Raw genomic sequence first — 23,341 nt, 5'->3', positions numbered from 1 at the left:
CAGATGTTAGATAGGTGGGATTTGAGGCTAATCTCAAATCTCACATCTAATAGCTCGCATCTAAAATATGAAAGTTTTTCTCCCGCCTTTAATTGCTTTTATGGGCTTTGCTGCTTTTGTAATAGTTAGCGCGCTGGGCCGTACTATGCAGTTAAGCGATATGGGAGAGGGCAATGTGCATGCTTTTATGGCCTGTTTTTATTATTGCTGGCCATTGTATTTTATTGTTGCCATATTAACGCAATGGATAATTATTGTTCCGGTTTGGGAGGCTTTTGTGCTACGGTCTGCAACAGCAGCGCTGGTCACTTTTATTATGGTTGCTATCGTTTGTGCAGGTGCAGCGGGAGGGGTGGCTTACGCTATCTGGGATGAGCAATCGGGGTACGGTAATCTAACCGGGCTTACTACAATTATGCTGCTCATTCAGCTGGCTTATTGGGCCGTTAATTTTTTTATTATGTTTTTAGTTACCGGGAAGACGGTTACATTGAAAAAGAAGGTTGTTGAAGAAGCGGCTGTGCAGGAAGAATAAAAACAGGAAAAACAGCTTGTCATAGGCAAATACGAAGTAATCACAGGCTTTACAAAGCGAATCTGCATAGTTTGCGATTGCTTCGTACCTACCCATGACAAGTTGTAGAATCCCAGACTTACGAAGTTTTAAAAACTTCGTAAGTCTTTCGCCGATTTGTCATTCCCCCTTCAGAGTTACCGGATTTTAGCTCTTATAATGACATGGTTTTTAAAGCCCTCCCCGGAGGAGAGGAGCGGCAATAACGTGTTGTAAAAACATTATCTTATGAACTACTACGAACTATTTTTTACCATCATAACTACCGAAGATTACCAGCAGGACCTGCTGATCAACGCTTTAGGCGAAATTGGTTTTGATACTTTTGAAGAGCTGGATTTTGGGTTTAAAGCCTATATACCGGAGGATGATTTTGATGAGGCAACGGTAATAGAGCAATTATTACCGTACCAAGAATTGTTTACCTTTAGTTATGAGATAACCCTTATTCCGCAAAAAAACTGGAATGAGGTATGGGAACGTAATTTTGAACCGATTGCGATTAGTGATAAGATTTATGTAAGGGCAACCTTTCATCCCGCCCGGCCCGAATTTCCGTATGAGATTGTGATCGACCCCAAAATGGCTTTCGGTACCGGTCATCATCAAACTACATCGATGATGCTGGAGTTGATGCTGGAGAACGATTATAACGGGAAAAACGTGCTTGATATGGGTTGCGGTACCGGCATCCTGGCTATCATGGCATCTAAACTTGGCGCTGCACAGGTTACTGCTATTGATTACGACCTGGTGTGCTATGAGAGTACCATCGAAAACTCCGCGCTAAATAATATTGACAATATCATACCGCTTTGCGGCTCAAAAGAAACGATCCCCGATGAGCAATATGATATCATATTGGCCAATATCAACCGCAATATTCTTATAGACCAGATGGAACGTTATGCCGAGGTGCTAAAACCCGATGGCGAGATCTATTTCAGCGGATTTTATGAAACTCCCGATCTGGATATCATTACCGATGAAGCCCGCAAATACGGCCTGAAATACATCATCCATAAAAAAGATAAGGAATGGGTGGCGGCTAAGTTTATAAAGTAAAAAGCCGGCCCCCTCTAAATCTCCCCCGGAAGGGGAGACTTGAGAAAGTTGAAAGCCCTCCCTTCCGGGGAGGGTTTGGGTGGGGCTAATACCCCACCGTAAATCTTCTTTTCACAAACTGGTTATTTTCCAATTCATTTAAAATAGCTACAGCCAGGTCTTCCACAGTAATTTCGTGTTGACCTTTTTCGTTAAATACGGGCTCATCGGTGCCTAAACGGAATTTGCCGGTACGCTCGCCCGGATGTAGGTGTATAGCAGGGCTTAAAAATGTCCAGTCGAGCTCATCTTCTTTTTTAAGGGTATTAAGATAATCACGGGCCGCTGTAGCACCGGCTTTCCACTCGGCAGGGAATTGTGGCGTATCTACCAATTGCAAGCCCGGAGCAGCGTATAAACTACCGGCACCGCCAACAACCAATAAGCGTTTAATGCCGGCTTGTTTTACAGCCTGCTGAATAGCTTCTGAACCTTTTATAAAATCATCGTAAAGGTTAGGGTTAGCCCAGCCGGCATTGTATGCGCTTACCACAGCATCATGACCTTCAAGCACGGCAGCAAGGGATGCGGTATCAAATACATCAGCAGCTTTAGGTGTAACTTTATCGCTTGCTGCATCTACTTTTTGCGGGTCGCGTGCTATAGCGGTTACATCATAACCACGTTGCAATGCTTCGTTTAATACCGCTTTGCCTACAAAGCCGGTGGCGCCTATCAGTGCTAATTTCATAATTGTTGTTTTTATATTGTAATTAAATTTGTTACAGTTTTGTTTAAATTTTTTTTATTCGAACCGGTCGCTAAAATCGGCCAGGGTAATGGTCTTTAATTTATCAAATATAATGGTATCAACTTCCCCGGCTAATGCATCCAAATGCTGATTAATCTGTTTACCTACCAGGCAATCGGGATTAGGCTTGTTTTTTGCCTGCCCCAAAGCAGGTTGAACTTTTACAGCCTGGTATACATCGCTCAAAAGTATTTTTTGAGAAGGTAATTTTAAGGTATAGCCACCGGTTTTGCCTTCTTTACTATCAATAAGCCCATATTTACGCAGGTTGCTGATCTCCTTACGTACAAGTGCCGGGTTAATGTTGATGCTGCCGGCAATATAATCGGACGATAACAGCTCATCCGGCTGCTTGCTAAGCAGGGTGAGGATGTGTACCGCTATTTGAAATTGTCCGTTCATTCTGTAATTTTTAATATTACAGTACAAAGGTAAACTTGTTTATGGTATATGCAAGAATTTTTTAACTGTTATTTTTTTAATTACAGTTAAATGATGGTTTGCGAGATGGAAACAGTTACCCAACATCGTGGTGACTAACAAAGAACGCGGATTAATTAAGAGTTAAAATGCTTGAAAAGTCATCAGTAGGGCTCATTTATTCGTCTAAAACCCAGCTAAACCCTAATTGTTTTATTTATGTGCACTTTGAAAAAAATATTATGCAAATTAGTTGATAATTAGCGTGATAATAAATATTATTGTAAAATAATTAACTTTTGCGAAACCTTTATTATTTATTTCAATTACATGAAGACACTTGGAAAAAAAATCAGACTGCTACGTCATCAAAAAGGGTGGAGCCAGGAAGATGTTGCAAAGCGGTTGGATATTTCCATTCCTGCATTCTCAAAGATTGAGACGGGGATTACTGATATTAACTTATCAAGGCTTGAGCAAATTGCAACCTTGTTTGAAATGACAGTAGTTCAGTTGCTTACATTTAATGATGCCGAACAGGATCAGAAATTTGTTAACGAACTGGAAACTGTTAACAAACGGTTAATGGATCGTGAAACTGAGGTTATCGATCTGCAGAAAAAAGTGATTGAGTTGTTTGAAGAGCTTCGACACTCAAAGGCTATTGCATGAATTTAAGCCCGGCTGCAACCGGGCTTGGTTAAAATGTGCAACGCATTGTTAAGTGTTTTTTGCCAAATGTAGCGCCAACGGCCGCGTGAATAGCAATCATTTTCTCATTAAAATCTCCCACCCACGATAGTTCCAACTCATCGTATTGCTTTAAAGGTAAAACATATTCTTTTAGTTTAATAAAGATGGCCGACTCGAGCCCGTGTTTTTGGTATTTTTGCTTGGTTCCCATCACTATAGCCCTCATCCGGGATACGCCCTTCCAGCGGTAATATAAAAATTTAAGCTTACCTATCAGGTTGAGTTTGCCGTTTAAGGGTTTAAGCATTTGGTTGGCATCGGGCAAAATGATGGTGAATGCTGCGGGTTCATTATCGATGTAGGCAAACCATATCAGCTTTTCGTCCATCAATGGTTTCATTTTCTCAAAGCTTTCGGCAATGGTGGCATGGGTAATCGGTACAAAATTCTCAAAATCGCGCCAGGCATCATTGTAAATTTCGATAAAGTCAGCAGCGAATTTTTCCATTTTCTTCACCTCAAAATGCCTGAAATCATAACCAGGCTTCTTTATAACCCAGTTGGCAATTTTGGTGAACCGCTCCGAAAATGGTTTGTGCACATCCAGGTGGTTGGTGATCTGCTCATACAGGGTTTTAAAGCCATATTCCTCAAAAAAGCCTCTGTAATATGCAAAGTTGTAGTTCATGCCATAGGAGGGATGCGTAAAGCCCTCAACCAGTAATCCCCAAAAATTATCATTCTCGCCAAAATTTATAGGTCCGTCCATGGCTTGCATGCCATTAGCCATCAACCAGTTTTTAGCGGTATCAAATAGCAGGAAAGCCGCTTCTTTATTATCTATACATTCAAAAAAACCCATACCGCCTGTTGGCTGCTGGTAATGGTAGGCTTTTTTGTTATTTATAAATGCCGCTACCCGGCCAATTGGCTTATTGTTATGGTCTGTAAGTATCCACCGGGTACATTTGCCATCCTGGTGAAAGCTGTTTTTAGCCGGATCAAATACCGCCTCCACATCATTATCAAGCGGGCAAACCCAGTTTTTGTCATCTTTATAAAGAATACGCGCTACGTTTAAAAATGCTTTTTTTGATGCCTTATCTTTTACTTCTGTTATGATCATAGGAGGGCTAAATATAAAAAAAAGCATTCAGGGCATGTGCTGAATGCTTTACAAATAGAATATGTTTCTTTAAGGATTAATAATCGTCGTCATCTTCTTCGTCAAAAGAATCAAATCCCCTGCCCAGATCATCATCTAACGGGCCATCAAAATCATCATCGTCGTCATCAACCTTTTTCTTTGTTTTTGAGTCGAGAATCAGATCATCATCGTCTTCATTGTCATCTTCGGAATTGTCGATCTTCTTAGTAATCGGTTTTTTTGGCGCTCCCATTGTAACGGATTTTATTTGTAAAACTTTGTCAATAATACTTTAAATCGGATAAAAAGCAAGAATTTTTTTGAGACTTTTATTTCCTTATCCAATAGTAAAAATAATCAATTTCATTTTTATTAAAAAGATGAAATTAAAATTATTCTGTTTGTTCGCCTATAGCGATTGAATTACTGGTAAAATCTTTAATCTGAGGCAATTCCTGTATGCTGTTGATGCCGAAATAATCCATAAATAAGCCACTGGTGCCATAAAGTATTGGTTTCCCTAAGGCTTCCGACTTCCCAATTATAGCTATTAGCTCTTTTTCCAGCAGTTTTTGGATCGAATAATCGCAGTTTACACCGCGGATCTGCTCTACATCAGTTTTGGTAACCGGCTGCTTGTAGGCGATGATGGCCAGGGTTTCCAGCGCGGCCTGGCTTAATCTTTTTTTTGATCGCTGTAACTGCAACAGGTTAATAACAGGATGGTATTGCTTTTTGGTAAAAAACTGGTACCCATTACCCACTTTTACCAATTCGATGGCCAGTTTATCGTCACTATATTTTAGTTCGATGGCTTTAAGGCTTTCATTTACCTCATCTGTATTAAAATCGCGTTCAAAAGCAGCCTGCAAACAATACATGATCTCCTCCATACGGATACCTTGTTCTGACGCGAAAATGAGTGCTTCTATGTAATGTTCCATTTTTGTGAATGGTGGGTGGTGAGTAGTGAGTAGTGAGTGGTTGGTTAAGTTAACAAGCAAAAACTCGCCACTCACTACTCACCACTCACCAATCAATAGTTAATAACCTGTTCTTCAATTTCTACAGGCACATCGCGCCAATCGTATTTTTGGGTGCGTAGCTGTGGTTCAAAACCGGCTTCGATGATAGATTCCTGGATGCCTTTTGCAGTGAACCTGTGCGGAGCCCCTGCAGCCGAAACCACATTCTCTTCGATCATGATCGACCCAAAATCGTTAGCGCCGGCATGTAAGCACAGCTGTGCTACCTGTTTACCAACGGTAAGCCATGAGGCCTGTATGTTTTTAATATTGGGAAGCATAATGCGGCTAAGCGCTATCATGCGGATGTATTCATCGCCGGTTACATTATTGGTGATACCGCGTACCTTACGCAACAGGGTACCATCATCCTGAAAAGGCCATGGGATAAAGGCCACAAAACCATAATGTCCTTCAGGCTTTTCTGCCTGTACCTCGCGAATCCAAACCAGGTGCTCAAAACGTTCTTCAATGGTTTCAATATGGCCAAACATCATAGTGGCAGATGTCGGCAAATTCAATTGATGGGCCGCACGCATTACATCCAGCCACTCCTTGCCGCCGCATTTGCCTTTTGATATCAGGCGGCGCACACGGTCGTTCAGGATCTCGGCACCCGCGCCGGGCAGTGAATCCAAGCCGGATTCCTTCATGGCCCGCAGCACATCAATATGGCTCATGCCTTCCAGCTTAGCTACGTGTGCAATCTCGGGCGGGCCTAAAGAGTGTAGTTTTAATTTAGGGTATAGCTGCTTCAGTTCGCTGAACAGGTCGGTATAAAACTTCAGCCCTAAATCAGGGTGATGACCGCCCTGCAATAGCAGCTGATCGCCGCCGTAGCGGAAAGTTTCCTCTATCTTTTTCTTATAAGTCTCAATATCTGTAATGTAACTATCCTCGTGGCCGGGCCTGCGGAAAAAATTACAGAACTTACAATTGGCTATACAAACGTTGGTGGTGTTAACGTTACGGTCTATCTGCCAGGTAACCTTACCGTGCGGAACCTGCTTTTTACGCAGTTCGTTGGCGGTGTACATGAGGTCGGCAGTGGATGCGTTGTTATATAGGTAAACGCCTTCATCCTGGGTTAAAAAATCAAACCGCAAAGCGCGTTGCAACAGATCGGCTGTGTTCATGTTAACAAAGATAAAGCTTTAGGTTATTAAAAGATTAATGTAAGGGCTAAGATTGACAAATTAATGAGAAGCCCCCCAGCCCCCCTGAAGGGGGAGCAATAATAAACGAGGTTAATTGCAAATCAGAAACTCCCCCTTTAGGGGGTTGGGGGGCTCACCTTCACACTATTATTCCCCCTGTTCAAATCAGGCAAAGCATTATCCGGGTCTATGGTTATGCTTTCAGCATCCTGTGTGGCTGGTAAGGTAACGGTGACCACTTTACGCTGCATCCAGGTTTCAACCGGCAGATAGCTGCGCTTTTTGCTGCCGTCTTTATATTTTATCTCTACGGTAAATGGCATAGGTAGTTGTTCCTTGTTCACAACGGTTATTTTTACCCCTTTAGTGGCATCACTAACTACATTTTTGGCATCTATAATAGCAATATCGCTAACCCAGTTGTTATAGAACCAGCCTTTCCAAAACCAGGACAGATCTTCGCCAGCCCCGTTTTCCATCGACCTGAAAAAATCATCCGGCTGCGGATGTTTATAGGCCCATTTGCTGATGTAGTTGCGGAAGGCATAGTCAAACCTGTCTTTACCCAATATCTGCTCGCGCAGTAAAACCAGCCCGAATGCTGGTTTAAAATACACTAATGGATGGCGATATTTCTCGGGTGTGGCATCGGCAGCTGTCATAATGGGCGGCGAGCCGGCGTCAGTTAAAATCGGGATGATCTCATCGGCAGGGTTGCCGCCGCCGGGCGCATACTCGCCATCACGTTTTGGTGCGTACTCGCCTTTATTAAAGGCATCAGACGCGTAAATATCTATGAAGGTGTTAAACCCTTCATCCATCCAGCCAAAGCGGCGCTCGTTTGATCCTACGATCATCGGGAACCAATTGTGACCAATTTCATGAGCGGTTACCCAATAAAGTTCTTTGCCTTTATCGGTAATGCCGTCAAATACAATGCCGGGGTATTCCATGCCACCTGCAATACCGGCTTCGTTAATGGCAACGGGATAGGGGTAAACAAACCATTTTTCTGAAAAATACTCAATCGACTTTTTCAAATATTCGGTAGCCCGGTTCCAGGCATCGGCGCCAACGCTCTCTGCAGGGTACACTGACATTGCAAGCGATTTTTTACCGCCGGGTAAATTTACTCTTGCGGCATCCCATATATAAGCTTTTGATGCACCAAAGGCAACATCGCGGGTGTTAAGCATTTTATAATGCCAGGTAAGCGTGCTTTTATTTACCGGGCGGCTTGACGGATCGGTCACCTCGGCCAGGCTGCGGATCATGATGGTTTTGTCGCTGTTACGGGCTTCATCCAGACGGGCAATTTGCTTAGCTGTAAGCACTTCCTTAGGGTTTACCAATTCGCCCGATCCGGCTACTATCATATCCCAGGGTAAGGTAATCTGGTAATCAAAGTCGCCATAATCCAGGTAAAACTCGCCGGCTCCTAAAAACGGCAGGGTATCCCAGCCCCGGCTATCGTCATAAACACGCATGCGCGGAAACCATTGGGCTATTTCATAGATCTTGCCGTTTTTTGTATCTACATAATCGGTACGGTTGCCAAAATCGCCGGGAATGGTATAATGGTATTTGATCCTTAAGCGCAAGGCTCCTTTGCCCAAAGCATGGGGCAGGCGTACCTGCATCCGGGTATCGGTAATAACAAAGGGTATTTGTTTAACAATGTCGCCCTGGTCTAATGCCACCGATTCTATGGTATAACCGTTGGTATGTTGGTTTGGGCCCGGCACCCGGCCGGTAAAAAAGTTGGAGCGGGCTTCTTTTTTATAGGTGTTTTGATCTAATTGCAGCCACAGGTATTGTAATTCATCGGGACTGTTGTTGATATAATCTATCGATACCGTACCATCAATGATTTTGTTTACGGTATCCAGCGTTACTTTAATGTTATAATTAGCCCTGTTCTGCCAGTATTTTGGTCCCGGATCGCCATTGGCCGAGTGAAATTCATTACCCTTTTCGCTATAAAACTGGGGCGAAAATGCTGTTGCCGGATTGTAGTTTGAGGTAGTATCGCTGGGGTTTATCTTTCTTCTTTGAGCCCGGGCATTAACAGCCAAAAGTGCAAGTAAAACTAAGCCTGTAAATTTAATTTTCATGGGGATGCTTTAATGGCAGCAATATACAAAGGATGCCCGGAAATTTTATTTTGCTTTGGAAATGATACGAAAAATTAAAAAGATTTATGGAAAGCCTGATCTGACCGCATCATATAGAAAACTGACTTAGAAGCTGTTTAAATTTGATTTATTAAGTGTTCCATTTGAGTGCAGTGGAACAACCCGAACGCTTTGAAACGCATTGTGGCTGATTATCAACAACTTAAGCTTTTTAAAAACCAACAAAGACCGGAACACTTATGTAACTGATAATCAACATTATAAATTCAATTATTAACTTATGATTAAAATTAAGCTGGCGGACTGTAGTTCGATATCTGAATTTATCTCGCGCAAAGACGCAAAGTGATTTACTTCTTTTTTCTTTGTTGGTTAATTTCTATATAGTGTTCCTGTTTTCACTATAAATGCACTTTTTTGAAGAAAAATCAATTTATATCGGGATATATAGAGCCGGACTAATTGGAAACTTATCATCCGCCTATCTCACAAATCCGGCTAATTTTAGCCTCAATTTAAGAACCACAAAAGTTATAAATCAAAAAACCATAGTTTAATGGAACTTAGAAGCTGTCTAAAAATAAAAAAACAGACCGTCGAGGTACGAAGCAATCCCAAACTATACAGATCGGATTTACAAAGCTACTCTGTAAGGCGGGGATTGCTTCGTGCCTCACAATGACGCGTGGAGATGGCCTTCATTAGAAGTTAAAAAAATTAATAAATCAAATTTAGACAGCTTCTTAGATATGTCGCAAATTAAAAATATCAGCATCCCTAAACCTTGTCGTGAATCATGGCATAAAATGACAGCCGTTGACCCTTCTGTTTTTTTAGTTTATTAAAATACTAATCTTATTTGTGGAAATATCCAGACGCTATCTTAATAGTTTTTGAATCCAGTCTATACAGTTTGAAGAGGAAACTATCGACCATGAATGTGGATGCCTTGTTCCATCTAACCTATAGCCCTTACCAAGAGCTGGTACCAATTCAGCGTTGTTATTGCCATTTAAATTTAAAAAATTAATCATAGCTGATAAATCTGCTGCATTTATATCATAATAGTCTCGATTTCGTTCTTTTAATTGCCACAAGATATCGGGGTCACAATAAAGTCTGATAGGAACTTTTAGAAGATATTTAGCATTTCCACCATCTTTTTGGGATCTTGAATACATTGAGCGTTTAATATATTGTTCCGGATACTGGTCGGGTGAACCACCATACATTTTATTACAACTATTTACAATCGATTTGGATTCTATGAGGCCATTCAATCTTCCTACACTTAGATTGTCTCTGCCATCGTTCATTGATATGAATCGTTTAGAAGTATGATAAAGACCTGCAATGTCAACAGGTGGATCAACGCCAATCACAGCAACAGGAACCACAAAAGTTTTGGCGCTATCTTCTCTTGATATTTCGGTATATCTCAGCGCAAGCATTCCGCCACCTGACAAACCACTTAAAATGAACTTATCTTTTGGTACATGGTAAATAGCTGTAACTTCTTTAAACGCTTTGTTTAAGAATTTTAATGTTGTGTTATCACCATCAATGTCGCCATTATTGATCGATAAGATTAATGTTAAAATGTGATTTTCTGATGCCGATTGTATTAACTCCTTATTACAGCAAATTACACTTTCTGCCGACTCGCCGCTGCTGGGTAGCAAAACTAAAGTGCCTATAAATGGAGCTTTAGGAGGCAAGGTATAGTAGTATAAAGAATCTGGAGTTACATTATTTGAATAAATATTTTCATTGTCAAAACGAGTTGGGCTGTTTTTCTTTAGTGAATTCAAATAAGGTTCATCTAAATTTACAAATTGACCATCTAAAAAATGCCCTTCAAGTGATAATCCTGATTCAAAAGTAATCTTGCCTTTACCCTGTAAAACATTATTTACAAAGGAACCACTCAGAATGTCTCCATCATCATTTATTTTACCATTGCCTTGAAGAATTCCATTATTAAATAGGCCTTCAAGTGAATAATTATTAGGCAACAAATATTTACCCTGACCATTCAATTTACCTTTTTTTAAATAGCCAATATATTTGCCAGCCTCTTTACCGTTTCTTCTCCAAATAACTGTCCCATATCCATTACCGTAGCCCTCATTGCAATCTCCTTTCCAAATAATAGAATCTTTGGGTGAATAATTATAATCCCATATCCGGCATCCTGAACCTTCAACTTTTACGTATTTTCCTATAGTTTTTTGAGCGAAAGTGGCATAAGCTAATAAACAGAATATTGGAGTAAGAATAAACTTCATGTAGTATTTTATAGTAAGGTTTATGTTAATGAAGAAGTAAATATCTTACATTTATGGATCTCTAAGAATAGTTTAACGTTATTTAACAAAGGAAGATTTTGCTAAATAACGCTTTTTTGTTTCAAAATGGGAAGATGGCTCTTTGATGCTTAAATGTACACGAGTATTAGTTCGGTTGACCTTATAGTCGGAGGCATTTCTGTACGATATTCTTTTACCAGGGGCATGTGGCATAAAATAAAAAGAATATTTTAGTGTTTTACTAAACATCTCATTTTGCACTTCCCCGTAAACCTCCCCATAGGCAAATCCTCCATCCCGGTACATTTTGTGTGCGAAACATTGGCCTATTTTTTAGGTTACCGTTATTATGCCTGGTTGCGCCGGAATACCCGTGACCAGATCAGTACCGAAAACCGGCTCATCATTTTTATCGGCGCAGCCTTCGGTGCATTTGTAGGCTCGCATGTGGTTGGGATTTTAGAAAATCCTACATTGCTGTCAAAGTTTAACCTTATTTATTTTATGGGCAATAAAACCATAGTGGGCGGGATGTTAGGTGGGCTGATAGGAGTAGAGCTTACCAAAAAAAAGATTGGCGTAAACGTGTCTTCCGGCGATATGATGGTTTACCCTTTGATATTGGCCATGATCATCGGCCGTACAGGCTGCCTCCTGGCCGGACTGGAAGACGGTACCTATGGCATAGCTTCTAAACTTCCCTGGGCAATTAACTTTGGCGATGGTATTCGCAGGCATCCCACCAACCTGTACGAAATTCTATTCTGGATAATGCTTTGGATTGTATTAAAAACGATTGAAAAGCGCCATCATTTTACCGATGGTTCAAAGTTTAAGCTATTTATGGTGAGTTACCTGCTATTCAGGCTTTTGGATGAGTTTATTAAACCCGATTACTTTTTTAGTTTCGGTCTTTCGGTAATACAGTTAGTTTGTATCGCAGGTATTTTGTATTATTATAAAGTATTTCTGTATCCATCAAAACTGATAAAAACCTATGCCTGAACGCCCGTATATTTATTATGATTTTACCCTAAGTATTTGTTCTACTTGCCTGCGCAGGGTTGATGCCAAGATAGTTTTTGAGGACGATAAGGTGTACATGCTTAAAAACTGCCGTCAGCATGGTTTTGAAAAGGTGCTTATAGCCACCGATATAGCGTATTATAAAAACTGCCGCAATTATGCCAAGCGTAGTGAAATGCCGTTAAAATTTAATGCTAAAACACATTATGGCTGCCCTTATGATTGTGGTTTGTGCCAGGATCATGAACAGCATTCCTGCTTAACGGTTATCGAGGTTACAGATAGGTGCAATTTAAGCTGCCCAACCTGTTATGCCATGTCGTCGCCCACGTATGGCAGGCACCGTACCCTGCAGGAAATTGAGCAAATGCTGGATGTAATTGTAGAAAATGAAGGCCAGCCTGATGTGGTACAGATAAGCGGGGGAGAGCCAACCGTACACCCACAATTTTTTGAGATCCTGGATATCGCCAAAACAAAACCCATCAAACACCTGATGCTGAATACCAATGGCATAAGGATAGCCAAGGACGAAAACTTTGTAAAACGACTGGCCACTTATATGCCCGATTTTGAGATCTACCTGCAATTTGATTCTTTTAAAAAAGAGGCGCTGGAACAGCTAAGAGGAGAAGATCTGCGCGAAGTACGATTAAAAGCCATAGAACATCTTAATAAATATAACCTATCCACCACATTGGTAGTCACTCTGCAAAAAGGCTTAAATACCGATGAGATAGGTGCGATAATTGAATACGCGCTTAAACAACCATGCATCCGCGGCGTAACCTTTCAACCAACGCAACAGGCTGGCAGATTGGAGAATTTTAATGAGCAAACCGACCGTTATACACTTACCGAAGTGCGTACCGCTATATTGGAGCAAACCAACATCTTTAATAAAAACGACCTGATCCCGGTACCCTGCAATCCCGATGCGCTGGTAATGGCTTATGCTTTAAAATTGGGCGACCAGGTATTCCCGCTCACCAGGATGATAAACCCTGATGACCTGCTGGATAATTCCAAAAACACCATTGTTTATGAGCAGGATGAACAATTGAAAGGGCATTTACTCAATATGTTCAGCACCGGTAATTCGGTTGATAAGGCTAAGGAGCATTTGCATTCTATATTATGCTGCCTGCCGGAGATTGATGCGCCAAGCCTAAGCTACGATAACCTTTTCAGGGTAATTATTATGCAGTTTATTGATGCGCAAAACTTTGATGTGCGCGCCATTAAAAAATCATGCGTGCATATTGTAAACAAGGATATGCAGATCATCCCGTTTGAAACCATGAATATTTTTTATCGCGATGACAAGCGGGAATATTTGGAACAATTAAGAAATGAAATATTGATATGACAGAAGAAGAAAATAAAATTAACCTTCCGGAAGACGAGCCAGGAGCTAAACCAACCACAGGTATGCGATTAGTTGGCATCAATTTGGGCGTGTTGGTTGGTTATACTGTTATTTGTGCCGTAGCCGGCGATAGCGGGTTAATACTCGATGCATTTATCATTGCAATTCATGTTATCATTTGTATTGGCATGGCTGCTGCAGCACGCAGATGGGCGTGGCTGCTAAGTGGCTTAATAGTTTTGGTAATTGGGTTTTCCACATGTGTGGGTGTTATGAATCTTCGGGGCGGGATAGGATAATGGGGGGAAGTAAACCAAAAACAAATCCTCAAATGCTTATCATCGGCATAAATTTATTGGTGCTTATTGTTTATACACTATATCTAAAAATTGAGTACCAAAAAGATGAGTTTGCTTTAATTGGTGAAGCGTTTTTTATAGCCATTCAGATTATAATATGTTTAGTTATGGCGATTGCTGTTTTTCACAAAGAGTTTTTACTAAGCGCCCTGGTGGTTTTGCTCATCGGTTTTTCAACTTGCTGGGCTGTTTTTGTAAGTTAACCCCAACATATCCGCCAAAATCCCTTCCTTTAATGAGTTACTACACATGCTCACGTTATGAATTTCCAGTTTATGCATAATAAAACGGGTGATGAGTGATGCTGTTACTATCATATCCACCCTTACCGGGATAATCGCTTTGTTGGCAGCTCTTTCTTTATGTGTTGAAAGCACGAATTTATTGGTGAGTGTTAAAAGTTCATCCTCATCAAAACTATAATTTTTGGTTACTTTTAAATCAAAGGTATTACCTTTTTCGGTTTCAATCACTTCGGCAAAAGTTTCAAACGCGCCCGATGAACCAATGAGCTTATCAATTTTAAGGTCAGCTACTGCTGCAAAAAGATCGGTTAGATGATCTTCTACGTACAGGTTCAGGGCCTCAATAGAAGAGGGCGGGATCGGGTCGGTGCGGTGGAACAGGTCCATTAAGCGGGCTGCGCCAATTTCAAAGCTTTGTTTCCAGATAATGTTATCGGTATTGCCTAAAATAAACTCAACGCTGCCGCCGCCTATATCCATAATGAGGGAGTTTTGGGCCGATAAACAGCCGGTGATCTTTACGCCCTGGTAAATAAATGCTGCTTCGTCTTCGCCATTAATAATTTCTATGCTAATGCCGGTTTTATCTTTTACCTCTTTAATAAAATCTTTCCCGTTTGATGCGCCACGCAATGCCGATGTGGCAACGGCCCTTGCCTCGGTAACATTACTGGCCTTTATCTCTTCATGAAACTGCTGCATCGTATTGATACCGCGCTGATAAGCCTCGGGCAAAATATAGCCTTTGTTAATGCCGCCGCCTTCGCCAAGCTTTACAGCTTCGTGATAATGAACTAATTCGTGGTAATCGTGGATCTCGCCATCGGCAATCAATAAATGGAAGGTATTGGTACCAAGGTCCATTACGGCAACGCGTTTACTCATACAGCTAAAATAAATAATCTCCCAAATTGTTTAGCAATTACAGGGATTTAAATAATTTAATGACAGTAAAATGGGTTATTCTTTATAAAAGAACCATTTAGAAAGCTCTTTAAAGTTCACCTTTTTACCGTACATCAGGATGCCCACACGGTAAATACGTGATGCTACCCAGGTAGTAAATACAAAACCAACTACCATCAATGCCATTGATAAACCTAACTCCCAGCCCGGTACTCCAAAAGGCACACGCACCATCATTGCAACAGGCGCGGTTAACGGTATTATTGATAACCAAAAGGCCAGTGTACTATCGGGTTTTTGAAATAGATACGATACAGATAGTATGTAAGTGAATAATAACGGCAGTGTAATGGGAAACATAAACTGCTGTGTTTCGGTTTCGCTGTCAACTGCCGAGCCCACTGCGGCGAATAATGCGCTATACAGCAAGAAACCACTGATCCAGAAAAACAGAAAACAACCCAGTTCATAACCTGCATTTGCACCCAGGTTATGGATAAAAGTGTAAACCGGGCTTGCCTGCGCCGCGTTTTGCCCCGCCAGGTAACTCACCAATGCCGACAGGCTTATCCATAAAGCAAATTGAGTTAAACCTACAAGCCCCACACCAATGATCTTACCCATCATGAGCTGGAATGGCTTAACAGACGATACTATCACTTCAATTATCCGGCTGGTCTTTTCTTCAATTACACCACGCATTACCTGTGCTCCATAAATAAATAGTGACATGTAGATCAATATCGCCCCTGCAAAACTAAGGGCATAAGTTGCCGCCATACTGGTGCTTTGATCGCCAGTTTCGGTTATTTCGTTTGCATTAACAGTGATGTCGCTTTTTATTTTATGTAAACGGGCAGTATCAATGCCTGCTTTTACAAGCGCCGAGCCCGATGCAATATCGTTAAGCTGGCGCTCCATATCGTCGCTTAAAGATAAGGTCGACTTTTTTTTTGCAAACACTTCGGCCTTTTCTGGTTTGTGAGTAGGGATATATAACACAAGGTCGTTCTCCTGTTCCTTTACTTCGGCCTTTAACGCTTTTAGTGATTTGGAGGAATAGTTGAACACAATATACTGGCTATCCTTGAATTTTCCCTTATATATTTCTGCGCTATCAACCACATTTACTATGTGCATAGCTTTTACCTCGTTTTTGTCATCTGCAACATAGGCAATTACTTTATACATTAAAGCAAACAAAGCCGGAACAAGCAGGGTCATCACAATGAACGATTTTTTTCTTACCCTGGTAAGGTATTCACGCTGTATAATAAGTAATACTTTATTCATGGCTTAGGGATTTAGCATTCACTTTTTCAATAAATATCTCGTTCATACTGGGGATTACCTCCTGCAGCATATTGACGCGGGTTTTGGGAATAAGGTATTGCAGTACATCGTTTGATGTTTTACCCTCATTTAGTTTTATGCGGATGGTATGGCTGTCATCATCGGTAATAGTTTCGCCTATCTGCGCGAATGGCTGTATCCCGTTAAAGTTTAAAGGTTCGCCCGTATATTCAATTAGGTAAGTATCGTTGCGGTAAGAGTTACGGATATTTTTAACTTTCCCATCCAGTATCTTGTGCGATTTGTGGATGAGGGCAATGGCATCGCAAAGTTCCTCAACAGATTCCATACGGTGGGTTGAGAAAAGGATGGTAGCGCCTTTGCGGTTAAGCTCCAGGATCTCGTCTTTAATCACTTCGGCATTTACCGGGTCGAAACCGCTGAAGGGTTCATCTAAAATAATCAGGTCGGGCTCATGCAGTACGGTGGCCACAAACTGGGCTTTTTGTTGCATGCCTTTGGATAATTCTTCTATCTTTTTCTTCCACCAGGTTTCCATGCCCAGCTTATCAAACCAAAACTTGAGTCGTTTTTGGGCCTCATCACGGCTTAGACCCTTCAGGCGGGCCAGGTAGATCATCTGCTCGCCGATCTCCATTTTTTTATACAAACCGCGTTCTTCGGGCAGGTAGCCAATGCGTTCGATATGCGATTGATTGAGCTTCTCGCCATTGAAGTAAATCTCGCCCGAGTCGGGTGCGGTGATCTGGTTAACGATACGGATCAGTGAGGTTTTACCGGCGCCATTCGGGCCAAGCAAGCCGAAGATCTGCCCGCTTTCAACTTCCAGGCTTACATCGTCCAGCGCGCGGTGACCGGCGTATTGCTTAACAATATTACGGATGCTTAACATTTTTGCAAAGGGTTTATCATAGTTAATAGTACGTTTTAGATACGGCCGGTTTTAAAATGTTACAATATTTATTGAAACACGAATTGCACCAATTTATTCGAATTACACGAATTGTATAAAACACAAATTGCACGAATTTATTCGAATTACACGAATTGAATAAGACACGAATTTCACGAATGGGGCTAATTACACAAATCAATTCGAGAAATTAGCACCCATCATTCAATTCGTGTAATTCGAAAGAATTCGTGAAATTCGTGTCTATTTCATTTTAATTGGTTGATGCTGAACCTTAGTGCTTCTATAGCTTCCTTTTGCCTCGAAATAATTACATAAATATAACCATGATAGATGATGGTATGCGGATATCCGTATTGTCCTCCTTTCCAAAGGCCTTCTTTTTTGAGGTGATAAAGTTCATTGGCGATGATATAGTTTTTATCAAAAGTATCGCCGTTTTTGGATAAGGAGATCACTAAAGGATTCCGATCGTAATGATGTAATGTATCGGGGATGCCTACATAATAAAAACGTTTATCGGGCAGGCGGCCAAAGTGGAATTTGCTGTCGTTATCAGAAAAAGCAGCCTCCACGGGGCGCGACCAATGGGTGCCATTATCCTTACTTTCGGTTAACCAAAGTTTACCCTTCCAGCCCTTCCCGGTTACCCTGAGTAACATGTGCAGTATACCATCGTCTGTTTGAAAAAAAGATCCCTCGCACAAAGGCGGCAAACCCAATTTTGCCGCCGGTGCATAAAAGGCGGCGGAATTATCCTGCTTATAAAGCGAATCGGGATAAAAGCTGCTCAACTTCCAGCCCGAGATGCCGCGCGGGTCATCGGTATAGGGGAACAGAAAATTACCGCTGATGATGAGCCTGCCGTTTTTGATGGCCTCCGGTCCGTGGTTTGGGATTAAAGGCACATGCATATCAATGGGATTGCTCCAATGCAAGCCATCGGCACTTGTTTTGGCCCAAAGGTGGGTATTTTGCCGGTGTTTGGTGTACTCGCCATAGTAGGCTACCAACGTGCCTTTATATTGGTATAAACCAGCGGCAGTTAAAACGGTTAAAGTATCATTAACCTTGCCCGGCGATGCCAGCACAGCAGGTGCCGACCAGTGTACAAAATCCTTAGAGGTAGCATAAACCACCCGCTGGCCCGGCGAATCCTCGTCTATTAAACCATTACTCCATATGGCGATAAACTTATCCTTAAAATGGATGATAGCAGGGTGATGATTATACAGCCATTCCTTATCAGGCGAGTAGATCATCGACCGTTCAATGTTTAATTTTGGAACACCGGCCTCGGTTTGGTAATTATTACTGATGGATGGGGTTTGGGCGTATGATTGATTGAAAATTATAAACAGCCAGGCTGTAAAGGATACTATTTTTTTATATAAATTCATCTCGGTAATGCGAATTGCAATATACCCAATCCCAAAAACAAAAAAACCTGGAATGATAAAGATTAATCGTTTCTATGGCTATAACTATTAATCACCTGCATCAACTTATTATGCGGGATAGCATAAACAGTGTTGCCGTTTATGCCCGTCATATCCTTAGCAGCTATCATAGCGTTCACAATAGCTTCTTCAACAGCTTCAACCGTAGCCTGGTAAACCTTGTCCATTTGTTCTTTGGGTAGTACAGTCCATGTTTGCAGGGTGCCTTTGGCGTTATCTTTCGGGCCTACAGTACTAAATGCCAGGAAAATATCGCCCGAACTGTTACGCCCAAGGCCGCCGCAACGCGCAACACCCAGCGAAGCCCGTTTGGCAACCATTTTTAGCTGGGCTGGTAACAATGGAGCATCTGTAGCTATGATGATAATAATGGAGCCATCTTTTGGTTTGGAGTTGATAACCGGCATATCGCCTTTCCACTCCTTACCAACAGGAACGCCGGATATGACGAGATCTGTACGCCGGCCAAAATTGCCCTGAACAAACGCGCCAATGGTATAAGCAGCGGTGTCGATTTTAATTACCCGTGATGATGTACCGCTGCCTCCTTTAAACATAAACAACGACATCCCTGTACCACCGCCTACATTGCCTTCCTCAATTTTGCCGCCATGAGCGCTGTTTAAGGCATCAAAAACATCCTCTTTTTTAACATGGAAGCCATTGATGTCATTCAACACCCCATCAAAAGTTTCGGCTGCCACCGGCAGGCCGAAAGAGAAATCAACTGTGGCGCCTTTGCTGAAGTTTTTAACATTCCACTCGCCAATTGCATCCCTTACCACACCCACGCTATTGGTATTGGTTATGCCGATTGGGCCGTAGTTAAGGCCGTACTCCTCAATTACAGTTGTGCCGGTCATCTCGCCATCGCCGTTGAGGCAAAACCACCCGGCGGGTAGGGGATTGATAGATTTTCCATTGGGCATAATCACCGTAACACCGGTACGCACCGGCCCTTTACCGCTAACTAAAGCGCCATCACCCTTAATTAAAGTTTTATAGCCTACCAAAACGCCTTTAACATCTGTAATGGCATTGTAATGGCCGGGTGTACCATCAAATTTTATCCCCAGATCGCGGGCACGTTCTTGTGCCTGTGTGCCGCAGATACCTGCAATTACAAACAGTGCGACTGGCCCGATTGCTTTAATTAATGATCCCTTTTTATTGGATGGTGTAAAATAAGTGGAGCGTATTACAAGAGTGGGTAAAAATGTTTTCATTTTTGCTGGCAAGAATGTTACTGATGTCGGCCTACAATTTAATGAATATTTTAAACCAAAAAAGCCCAAAGTCATAAACTCCGGGCTTTTGATATGTTTTAAGCTTTCCGCCTTCGGCTTTCAGCTTTACTCAAAATATTCCTTCATCCTTTCAAAGAAGCTTTTCTCGTTCTTACCAGGATTTGGTTTAAAGTTGGGTGATGATTGTAGTTTTTCCAATATCTCGCGTTCTTCGCGGCTCAAGGCCTTTGGCGTCCATATGTTGATGTGTACCAGCTGGTCGCCGCGGTGGTAGGAGTTTACCTCGGGGGTACCTTTGCCTTTAAGGCGTAGTATTTTGCCGCCTTGGGTGCCGGGTTCAATTTTTATTTTGGCTTTGCCGTCAATGGTTGGCACTTCTACCGTTGTACCTATGGCTGCATCAACAAAGTTTACATGCAGGTCGTAAATTACATTGTTGCCATCGCGTTTAAGGGTTTCATGCGGAATCTCTTCAATCAGGATGATCAGATCGCCCGGTACACCGCCTCTTGGGGCCGCGTTTCCTTTGCCGCTCATGCTCAGTTGCATGCCTTCGCTTACACCGGCAGGTACGTTTATGGTAATCAGCTCTTCGCCGCGCACAACGCCGTCGCCATGGCAAACATTACATTTTGATAGTATGGTTGATCCTTCGCCGTTACAGGTAGGGCAGGTGCTGGTAGTTTGCATCTGGCCCAAAATGGTATTGGTTACCCTGCGCACTGCGCCCGATCCACCGCATGTTTTACAGGTTTGGAAAGATGATTTATCTTTAGCGCCACTGCCATCGCAGGTTTTGCAGATGATCTGTTTGTTAACCTTTATTTTCTTTTCGGCGCCGTTGGCAATTTCCTCAAGCGTTAAACGCACTTTAATACGCAGGTTGCTGCCGCGGGCTACACGTCTGCCGCCGGCACCACCACCCTGGCGACCACCGCCGCCAAAGAAACCTTCAAACGGACTGCCGCCGCCAAATATATCACCAAACTGGCTAAATATGTCGTTCATATCCATACCGCCGCCGCCATAACCGCCGCCGTTTGGCGATGAAGCATTAGCCGCATGACCAAACTGATCATAACGCTGGCGTTTTTCGGCGCTGCTTAAAACTTCATAAGCTTCGGCGGCTTCCTTAAATTTTTCTTCCGCCTCTTTATCACCGTGGTTTTTATCGGGGTGATATTTAATAGCCATTTTACGATATGCCTTTTTTATATCATCAGCATTAGATCCTTTAGCAACCCCCAGGATATCGTAATAATCTCTTTTAGCCATAATTTACTTTAATTTCGGATTTCGAAATTTCGATTTCGGATTTTTATTTTGTTTACTTTTTTGATATAAGAAAAGGGGAGTTAAACCGGATCAAAATCCGAAATCAAATGTCCCAATTCCGAAATCAATTTACGCTCCTACAATTACTTTGGCAAAGCGGATCACCCTGTCTTTAAGGGTATAACCTTTTTCCATTTCGTCAATTACCTTGCCTTTAAGGTCATCGGTAGGGGCGGGTATATTTGTAATAGCCTCCTGCAGGTCAGCATCAAATGGCGAACCTATTGATTCCATTTCCTTCAGGCCTTTTTGCGCAAGTATGTTTTTTAATTTATTCTGAATTAATGCAACACCCTCTTTAACGGGGGCTACATCAACTGCTTTTTCCATTGAGCGTTGTGCGCGTTCAAAATCGTCTAAAACAGGAAGTAGTGCAATGATCAAATCCTTACCCTCAGTTTCGCGGGCTTCTGCACGTTCTTTTTGGGTACGCCTGCGGAAGTTATCAAATTCGGCATACAAACGTAAATATTTATCATTGGCCTGTGCCAGTTCATTTTTTAATTTATCTTCGGCAGACAGATCTGTTAATTTAGCAGCTTCTTCATCAACTTCAACAGTTTCGGTGTGCTGTGCTTTCAGCTGTTCTTCTTCTACTAAATTTTCCTGGGTTGGCTCATTAATATTTTCAGGAGTATCCATATTTTCTTTCTTCTTTTTCTTCAACATGTCGTTAAATTTCATAGCTGATAGTGCCAATCAAGTATCCTGCCATTAGCTTAAAGCCGACAAGGTGTCAGTGGCACGTTTTATTATAGGCAGGAGTGGCGCAATATGCGCAAGGGTGACAGGATTATTTGTCTGATTATTTTTTCTGAACGAGGGTTGTCTGAACCGGAATTAAACGAATCTATTGATTAATCGAATTTTAAAATTCTGGTCATTCTTTAATTCGTTTAATTCCGGTTCAGAAACTATATCTCAGCATCTTCCAAAACCTTACCATTCTCGCATTTAATAATACGCGATGGGAAAGTACGGATGATATGGTAGTCGTGTGTAGCAATAAGCACTGCGGTACCCATTTGGCTTATTTGTTTTAGCAGCAGCACAATTTCTTCGGATGTTTCTGGGTCAAGGTTGCCTGTTGGTTCATCGGCCAGGATGATCTCCGGGTCGTTAAGCAGGGCACGCGCAATTACTACCCGTTGCTGCTCGCCGCCTGAAAGCTCATGCGGCATTTTTTTTAATTTTGAGCGCAGGCCAACTTTCTCCAATACATCAAGGGTACGTTCGGCTATCAGTTTTTTATCTTTCCAGCCGGTTGCACGCATTACAAAAAGCAGGTTTTGCTCAATTGAGCGGTCGGTAAGTAATTGAAAATCCTGGAAAACAATGCCAAGCTTACGGCGTAAATAGGGTACATCGCGGCCTGGTAGTTTGCTCAGCTCGTATCCGCAGGCATTTCCTGTGCCGCTTTTAATGGCAAGGTCGCCATAAATAACCTTAAGCAGGCTGCTTTTTCCAGAACCTGTAGAGCCAATTAGCCATACAAAATCCCCCTTATCAACATGCAGGTTTACGTTTGACAATACCAGGTGTGTCTGCTGAAAAATATCAACATTATTTAGCTTTATAATAGAGTTCCCCATCATCTTTTTTATAGCTCCAGTTTTAAAATCTGCCCAAAAGGCAAATCTTTAATAATATTCATAATATAGTCGGCTTTATCAGTAAGCCCAACCTTATCCAGTGATTTTTCGGGCCTATCCACCCTAAAATATGCCAGCAGCGTAAACTTATCATCCCTCAACTGTACATAATCGGGTATTTTGGCAACGCCTTTAACTTTTATAATATACATTTTTTTAAGCTTAAGGCTTAAAGCAAAAAGCTTAAAGCATTTTTTATC

24 protein-coding genes are annotated in these 23,341 nt (G+C 41.9%); 7 read left to right on the top strand and 17 right to left on the bottom strand.

The features are described 5' to 3' along the window. Positions 1–67 precede the first annotated feature (67 nt). Positions 68–535: a hypothetical protein gene (locus tag AC1DO4_RS17725; RefSeq protein WP_477418184.1), complete on the top strand. Its 468-nt coding sequence runs from the start codon at positions 68–70 to the stop codon at positions 533–535. Between the two features lie 267 nt (positions 536–802). After that, positions 803–1,639 carry a 50S ribosomal protein L11 methyltransferase gene (prmA, locus tag AC1DO4_RS17720; protein ID WP_477418182.1) on the top strand — a complete coding sequence of 279 codons (837 nt, stop codon included), beginning with the start codon at positions 803–805 and terminating at the stop codon, positions 1,637–1,639. Between the two features lie 85 nt (positions 1,640–1,724). Here the strand turns inward: prmA and AC1DO4_RS17715 are convergent, their stop codons facing one another. After that, complete coding sequence (locus AC1DO4_RS17715) at positions 1,725–2,369, bottom strand: NAD(P)-dependent oxidoreductase (protein ID WP_477418180.1); 645 nt, start codon at positions 2,367–2,369, stop codon at positions 1,725–1,727. A gap of 54 nt (positions 2,370–2,423) precedes the next feature. Beyond that, positions 2,424–2,831, bottom strand: a complete 408-nt coding sequence (locus AC1DO4_RS17710) for an Rrf2 family transcriptional regulator (RefSeq protein ID WP_477418178.1) — start codon at positions 2,829–2,831, stop codon at positions 2,424–2,426. Positions 2,832–3,179: 348 nt separating this feature from the next. On the opposite strand from AC1DO4_RS17710, the gene AC1DO4_RS17705 reads away from it, so the two are divergent. Continuing rightward, complete coding sequence (locus tag AC1DO4_RS17705; protein WP_477418176.1) at positions 3,180–3,521, top strand: helix-turn-helix domain-containing protein; 342 nt, start codon at positions 3,180–3,182, stop codon at positions 3,519–3,521. Positions 3,522–3,549: 28 nt separating this feature from the next. On the opposite strand, the gene AC1DO4_RS17700 is transcribed toward AC1DO4_RS17705, so the two are convergent. The 6 genes from AC1DO4_RS17700 to AC1DO4_RS17675 all read right to left on the bottom strand — a co-directional run bounded on the left by AC1DO4_RS17700 (position 3,550) and on the right by AC1DO4_RS17675 (position 11,294). Continuing rightward, complete coding sequence (locus AC1DO4_RS17700) at positions 3,550–4,668, bottom strand: GNAT family N-acetyltransferase (protein WP_477418174.1); 1,119 nt, start codon at positions 4,666–4,668, stop codon at positions 3,550–3,552. A 76-nt stretch (positions 4,669–4,744) separates the two neighbouring features. After that, a complete protein-coding gene (locus tag AC1DO4_RS17695) occupies positions 4,745–4,942 on the bottom strand; it encodes a hypothetical protein (RefSeq protein WP_477418172.1) in 198 nt (65 codons plus the stop codon). Positions 4,943–5,081: 139 nt separating this feature from the next. Then, the gene (gene scpB, locus AC1DO4_RS17690) at positions 5,082–5,633 is read right to left on the bottom strand and encodes an SMC-Scp complex subunit ScpB (RefSeq protein ID WP_477418170.1); all 552 of its coding nucleotides are present in this window, start codon (positions 5,631–5,633) and stop codon (positions 5,082–5,084) included. A 92-nt stretch (positions 5,634–5,725) separates the two neighbouring features. Next, positions 5,726–6,850, bottom strand: a complete 1,125-nt coding sequence (gene mqnC / locus AC1DO4_RS17685) for a cyclic dehypoxanthinyl futalosine synthase (RefSeq protein ID WP_477418168.1) — start codon at positions 6,848–6,850, stop codon at positions 5,726–5,728. A 137-nt stretch (positions 6,851–6,987) separates the two neighbouring features. After that, entirely contained in the window at positions 6,988–8,985 is a 1,998-nt protein-coding gene (locus tag AC1DO4_RS17680) for a M1 family metallopeptidase (protein ID WP_477418166.1), read from the bottom strand. An 899-nt stretch (positions 8,986–9,884) separates the two neighbouring features. After that, entirely contained in the window at positions 9,885–11,294 is a 1,410-nt protein-coding gene (locus AC1DO4_RS17675) for an MORN repeat-containing protein (protein WP_477418164.1), read from the bottom strand. Between the two features lie 276 nt (positions 11,295–11,570). Here AC1DO4_RS17675 and AC1DO4_RS17670 point away from each other — a divergent pair, with 276 nt between their 5' ends. The 4 genes from AC1DO4_RS17670 to AC1DO4_RS17655 are packed head-to-tail and all read left to right on the top strand — an operon-like array spanning position 11,571 to position 14,272. Beyond that, on the top strand, positions 11,571–12,320 hold the full coding sequence (locus tag AC1DO4_RS17670; RefSeq protein ID WP_477418162.1) for a prolipoprotein diacylglyceryl transferase: 750 nt from the start codon (positions 11,571–11,573) through the stop codon (positions 12,318–12,320). Then, positions 12,313–13,710, top strand: a complete 1,398-nt coding sequence (locus AC1DO4_RS17665) for a radical SAM protein (protein ID WP_477418160.1) — start codon at positions 12,313–12,315, stop codon at positions 13,708–13,710. The genes AC1DO4_RS17670 and AC1DO4_RS17665 overlap by 8 nt, the downstream gene beginning before the upstream one ends. Beyond that, positions 13,707–14,009: a hypothetical protein gene (locus AC1DO4_RS17660; RefSeq protein WP_477418158.1), complete on the top strand. Its 303-nt coding sequence runs from the start codon at positions 13,707–13,709 to the stop codon at positions 14,007–14,009. The genes AC1DO4_RS17665 and AC1DO4_RS17660 overlap by 4 nt, the downstream gene beginning before the upstream one ends. Beyond that, positions 14,009–14,272: a hypothetical protein gene (locus AC1DO4_RS17655; protein WP_477418156.1), complete on the top strand. Its 264-nt coding sequence runs from the start codon at positions 14,009–14,011 to the stop codon at positions 14,270–14,272. Before AC1DO4_RS17660 ends, AC1DO4_RS17655 begins: the two co-directional genes overlap by 1 nt. Here the strand turns inward: AC1DO4_RS17655 and AC1DO4_RS17650 are convergent. From AC1DO4_RS17650 to AC1DO4_RS17610, 9 genes are all read right to left on the bottom strand, one after another. Continuing rightward, on the bottom strand, positions 14,243–15,199 hold the full coding sequence (locus AC1DO4_RS17650; RefSeq protein ID WP_477418154.1) for a Ppx/GppA phosphatase family protein: 957 nt from the start codon (positions 15,197–15,199) through the stop codon (positions 14,243–14,245). The two genes, AC1DO4_RS17655 and AC1DO4_RS17650, sit on opposite strands and share 30 nt — an antisense overlap. A gap of 75 nt (positions 15,200–15,274) precedes the next feature. Next, positions 15,275–16,513: an ABC transporter permease gene (locus AC1DO4_RS17645; protein WP_477418152.1), complete on the bottom strand. Its 1,239-nt coding sequence runs from the start codon at positions 16,511–16,513 to the stop codon at positions 15,275–15,277. Further along, complete coding sequence (locus AC1DO4_RS17640) at positions 16,506–17,426, bottom strand: ABC transporter ATP-binding protein (RefSeq protein WP_477418149.1); 921 nt, start codon at positions 17,424–17,426, stop codon at positions 16,506–16,508. The genes AC1DO4_RS17645 and AC1DO4_RS17640 overlap by 8 nt, the downstream gene beginning before the upstream one ends. Before the next feature lie 269 nt (positions 17,427–17,695). After that, entirely contained in the window at positions 17,696–18,847 is a 1,152-nt protein-coding gene (locus tag AC1DO4_RS17635) for an exo-alpha-sialidase (protein WP_477418147.1), read from the bottom strand. A 62-nt stretch (positions 18,848–18,909) separates the two neighbouring features. Then, on the bottom strand, positions 18,910–20,133 hold the full coding sequence (locus tag AC1DO4_RS17630; protein WP_477418145.1) for a DmpA family aminopeptidase: 1,224 nt from the start codon (positions 20,131–20,133) through the stop codon (positions 18,910–18,912). Positions 20,134–20,259: 126 nt separating this feature from the next. Beyond that, positions 20,260–21,429, bottom strand: a complete 1,170-nt coding sequence (gene dnaJ / locus AC1DO4_RS17625; protein WP_477418143.1) for a molecular chaperone DnaJ — start codon at positions 21,427–21,429, stop codon at positions 20,260–20,262. Positions 21,430–21,558: 129 nt separating this feature from the next. Beyond that, on the bottom strand, positions 21,559–22,173 hold the full coding sequence (locus tag AC1DO4_RS17620) for a nucleotide exchange factor GrpE (protein ID WP_477418141.1): 615 nt from the start codon (positions 22,171–22,173) through the stop codon (positions 21,559–21,561). Positions 22,174–22,403: 230 nt separating this feature from the next. Then, positions 22,404–23,084 carry a cell division ATP-binding protein FtsE gene (locus AC1DO4_RS17615; RefSeq protein ID WP_477406359.1) on the bottom strand — a complete coding sequence of 227 codons (681 nt, stop codon included), beginning with the start codon at positions 23,082–23,084 and terminating at the stop codon, positions 22,404–22,406. A gap of 5 nt (positions 23,085–23,089) precedes the next feature. Continuing rightward, entirely contained in the window at positions 23,090–23,293 is a 204-nt protein-coding gene (locus tag AC1DO4_RS17610) for a fructose-6-phosphate aldolase (protein WP_295716372.1), read from the bottom strand. Between the last annotated feature and the right edge of the window lie 48 nt (positions 23,294–23,341).

It is taken from the genome of Mucilaginibacter sp. P5_A6, from assembly GCF_056400585.1.
The sequence above is the reverse complement of the archived record's forward strand: the minus strand, read 5'-3'. Positions and strand labels throughout refer to the sequence as shown.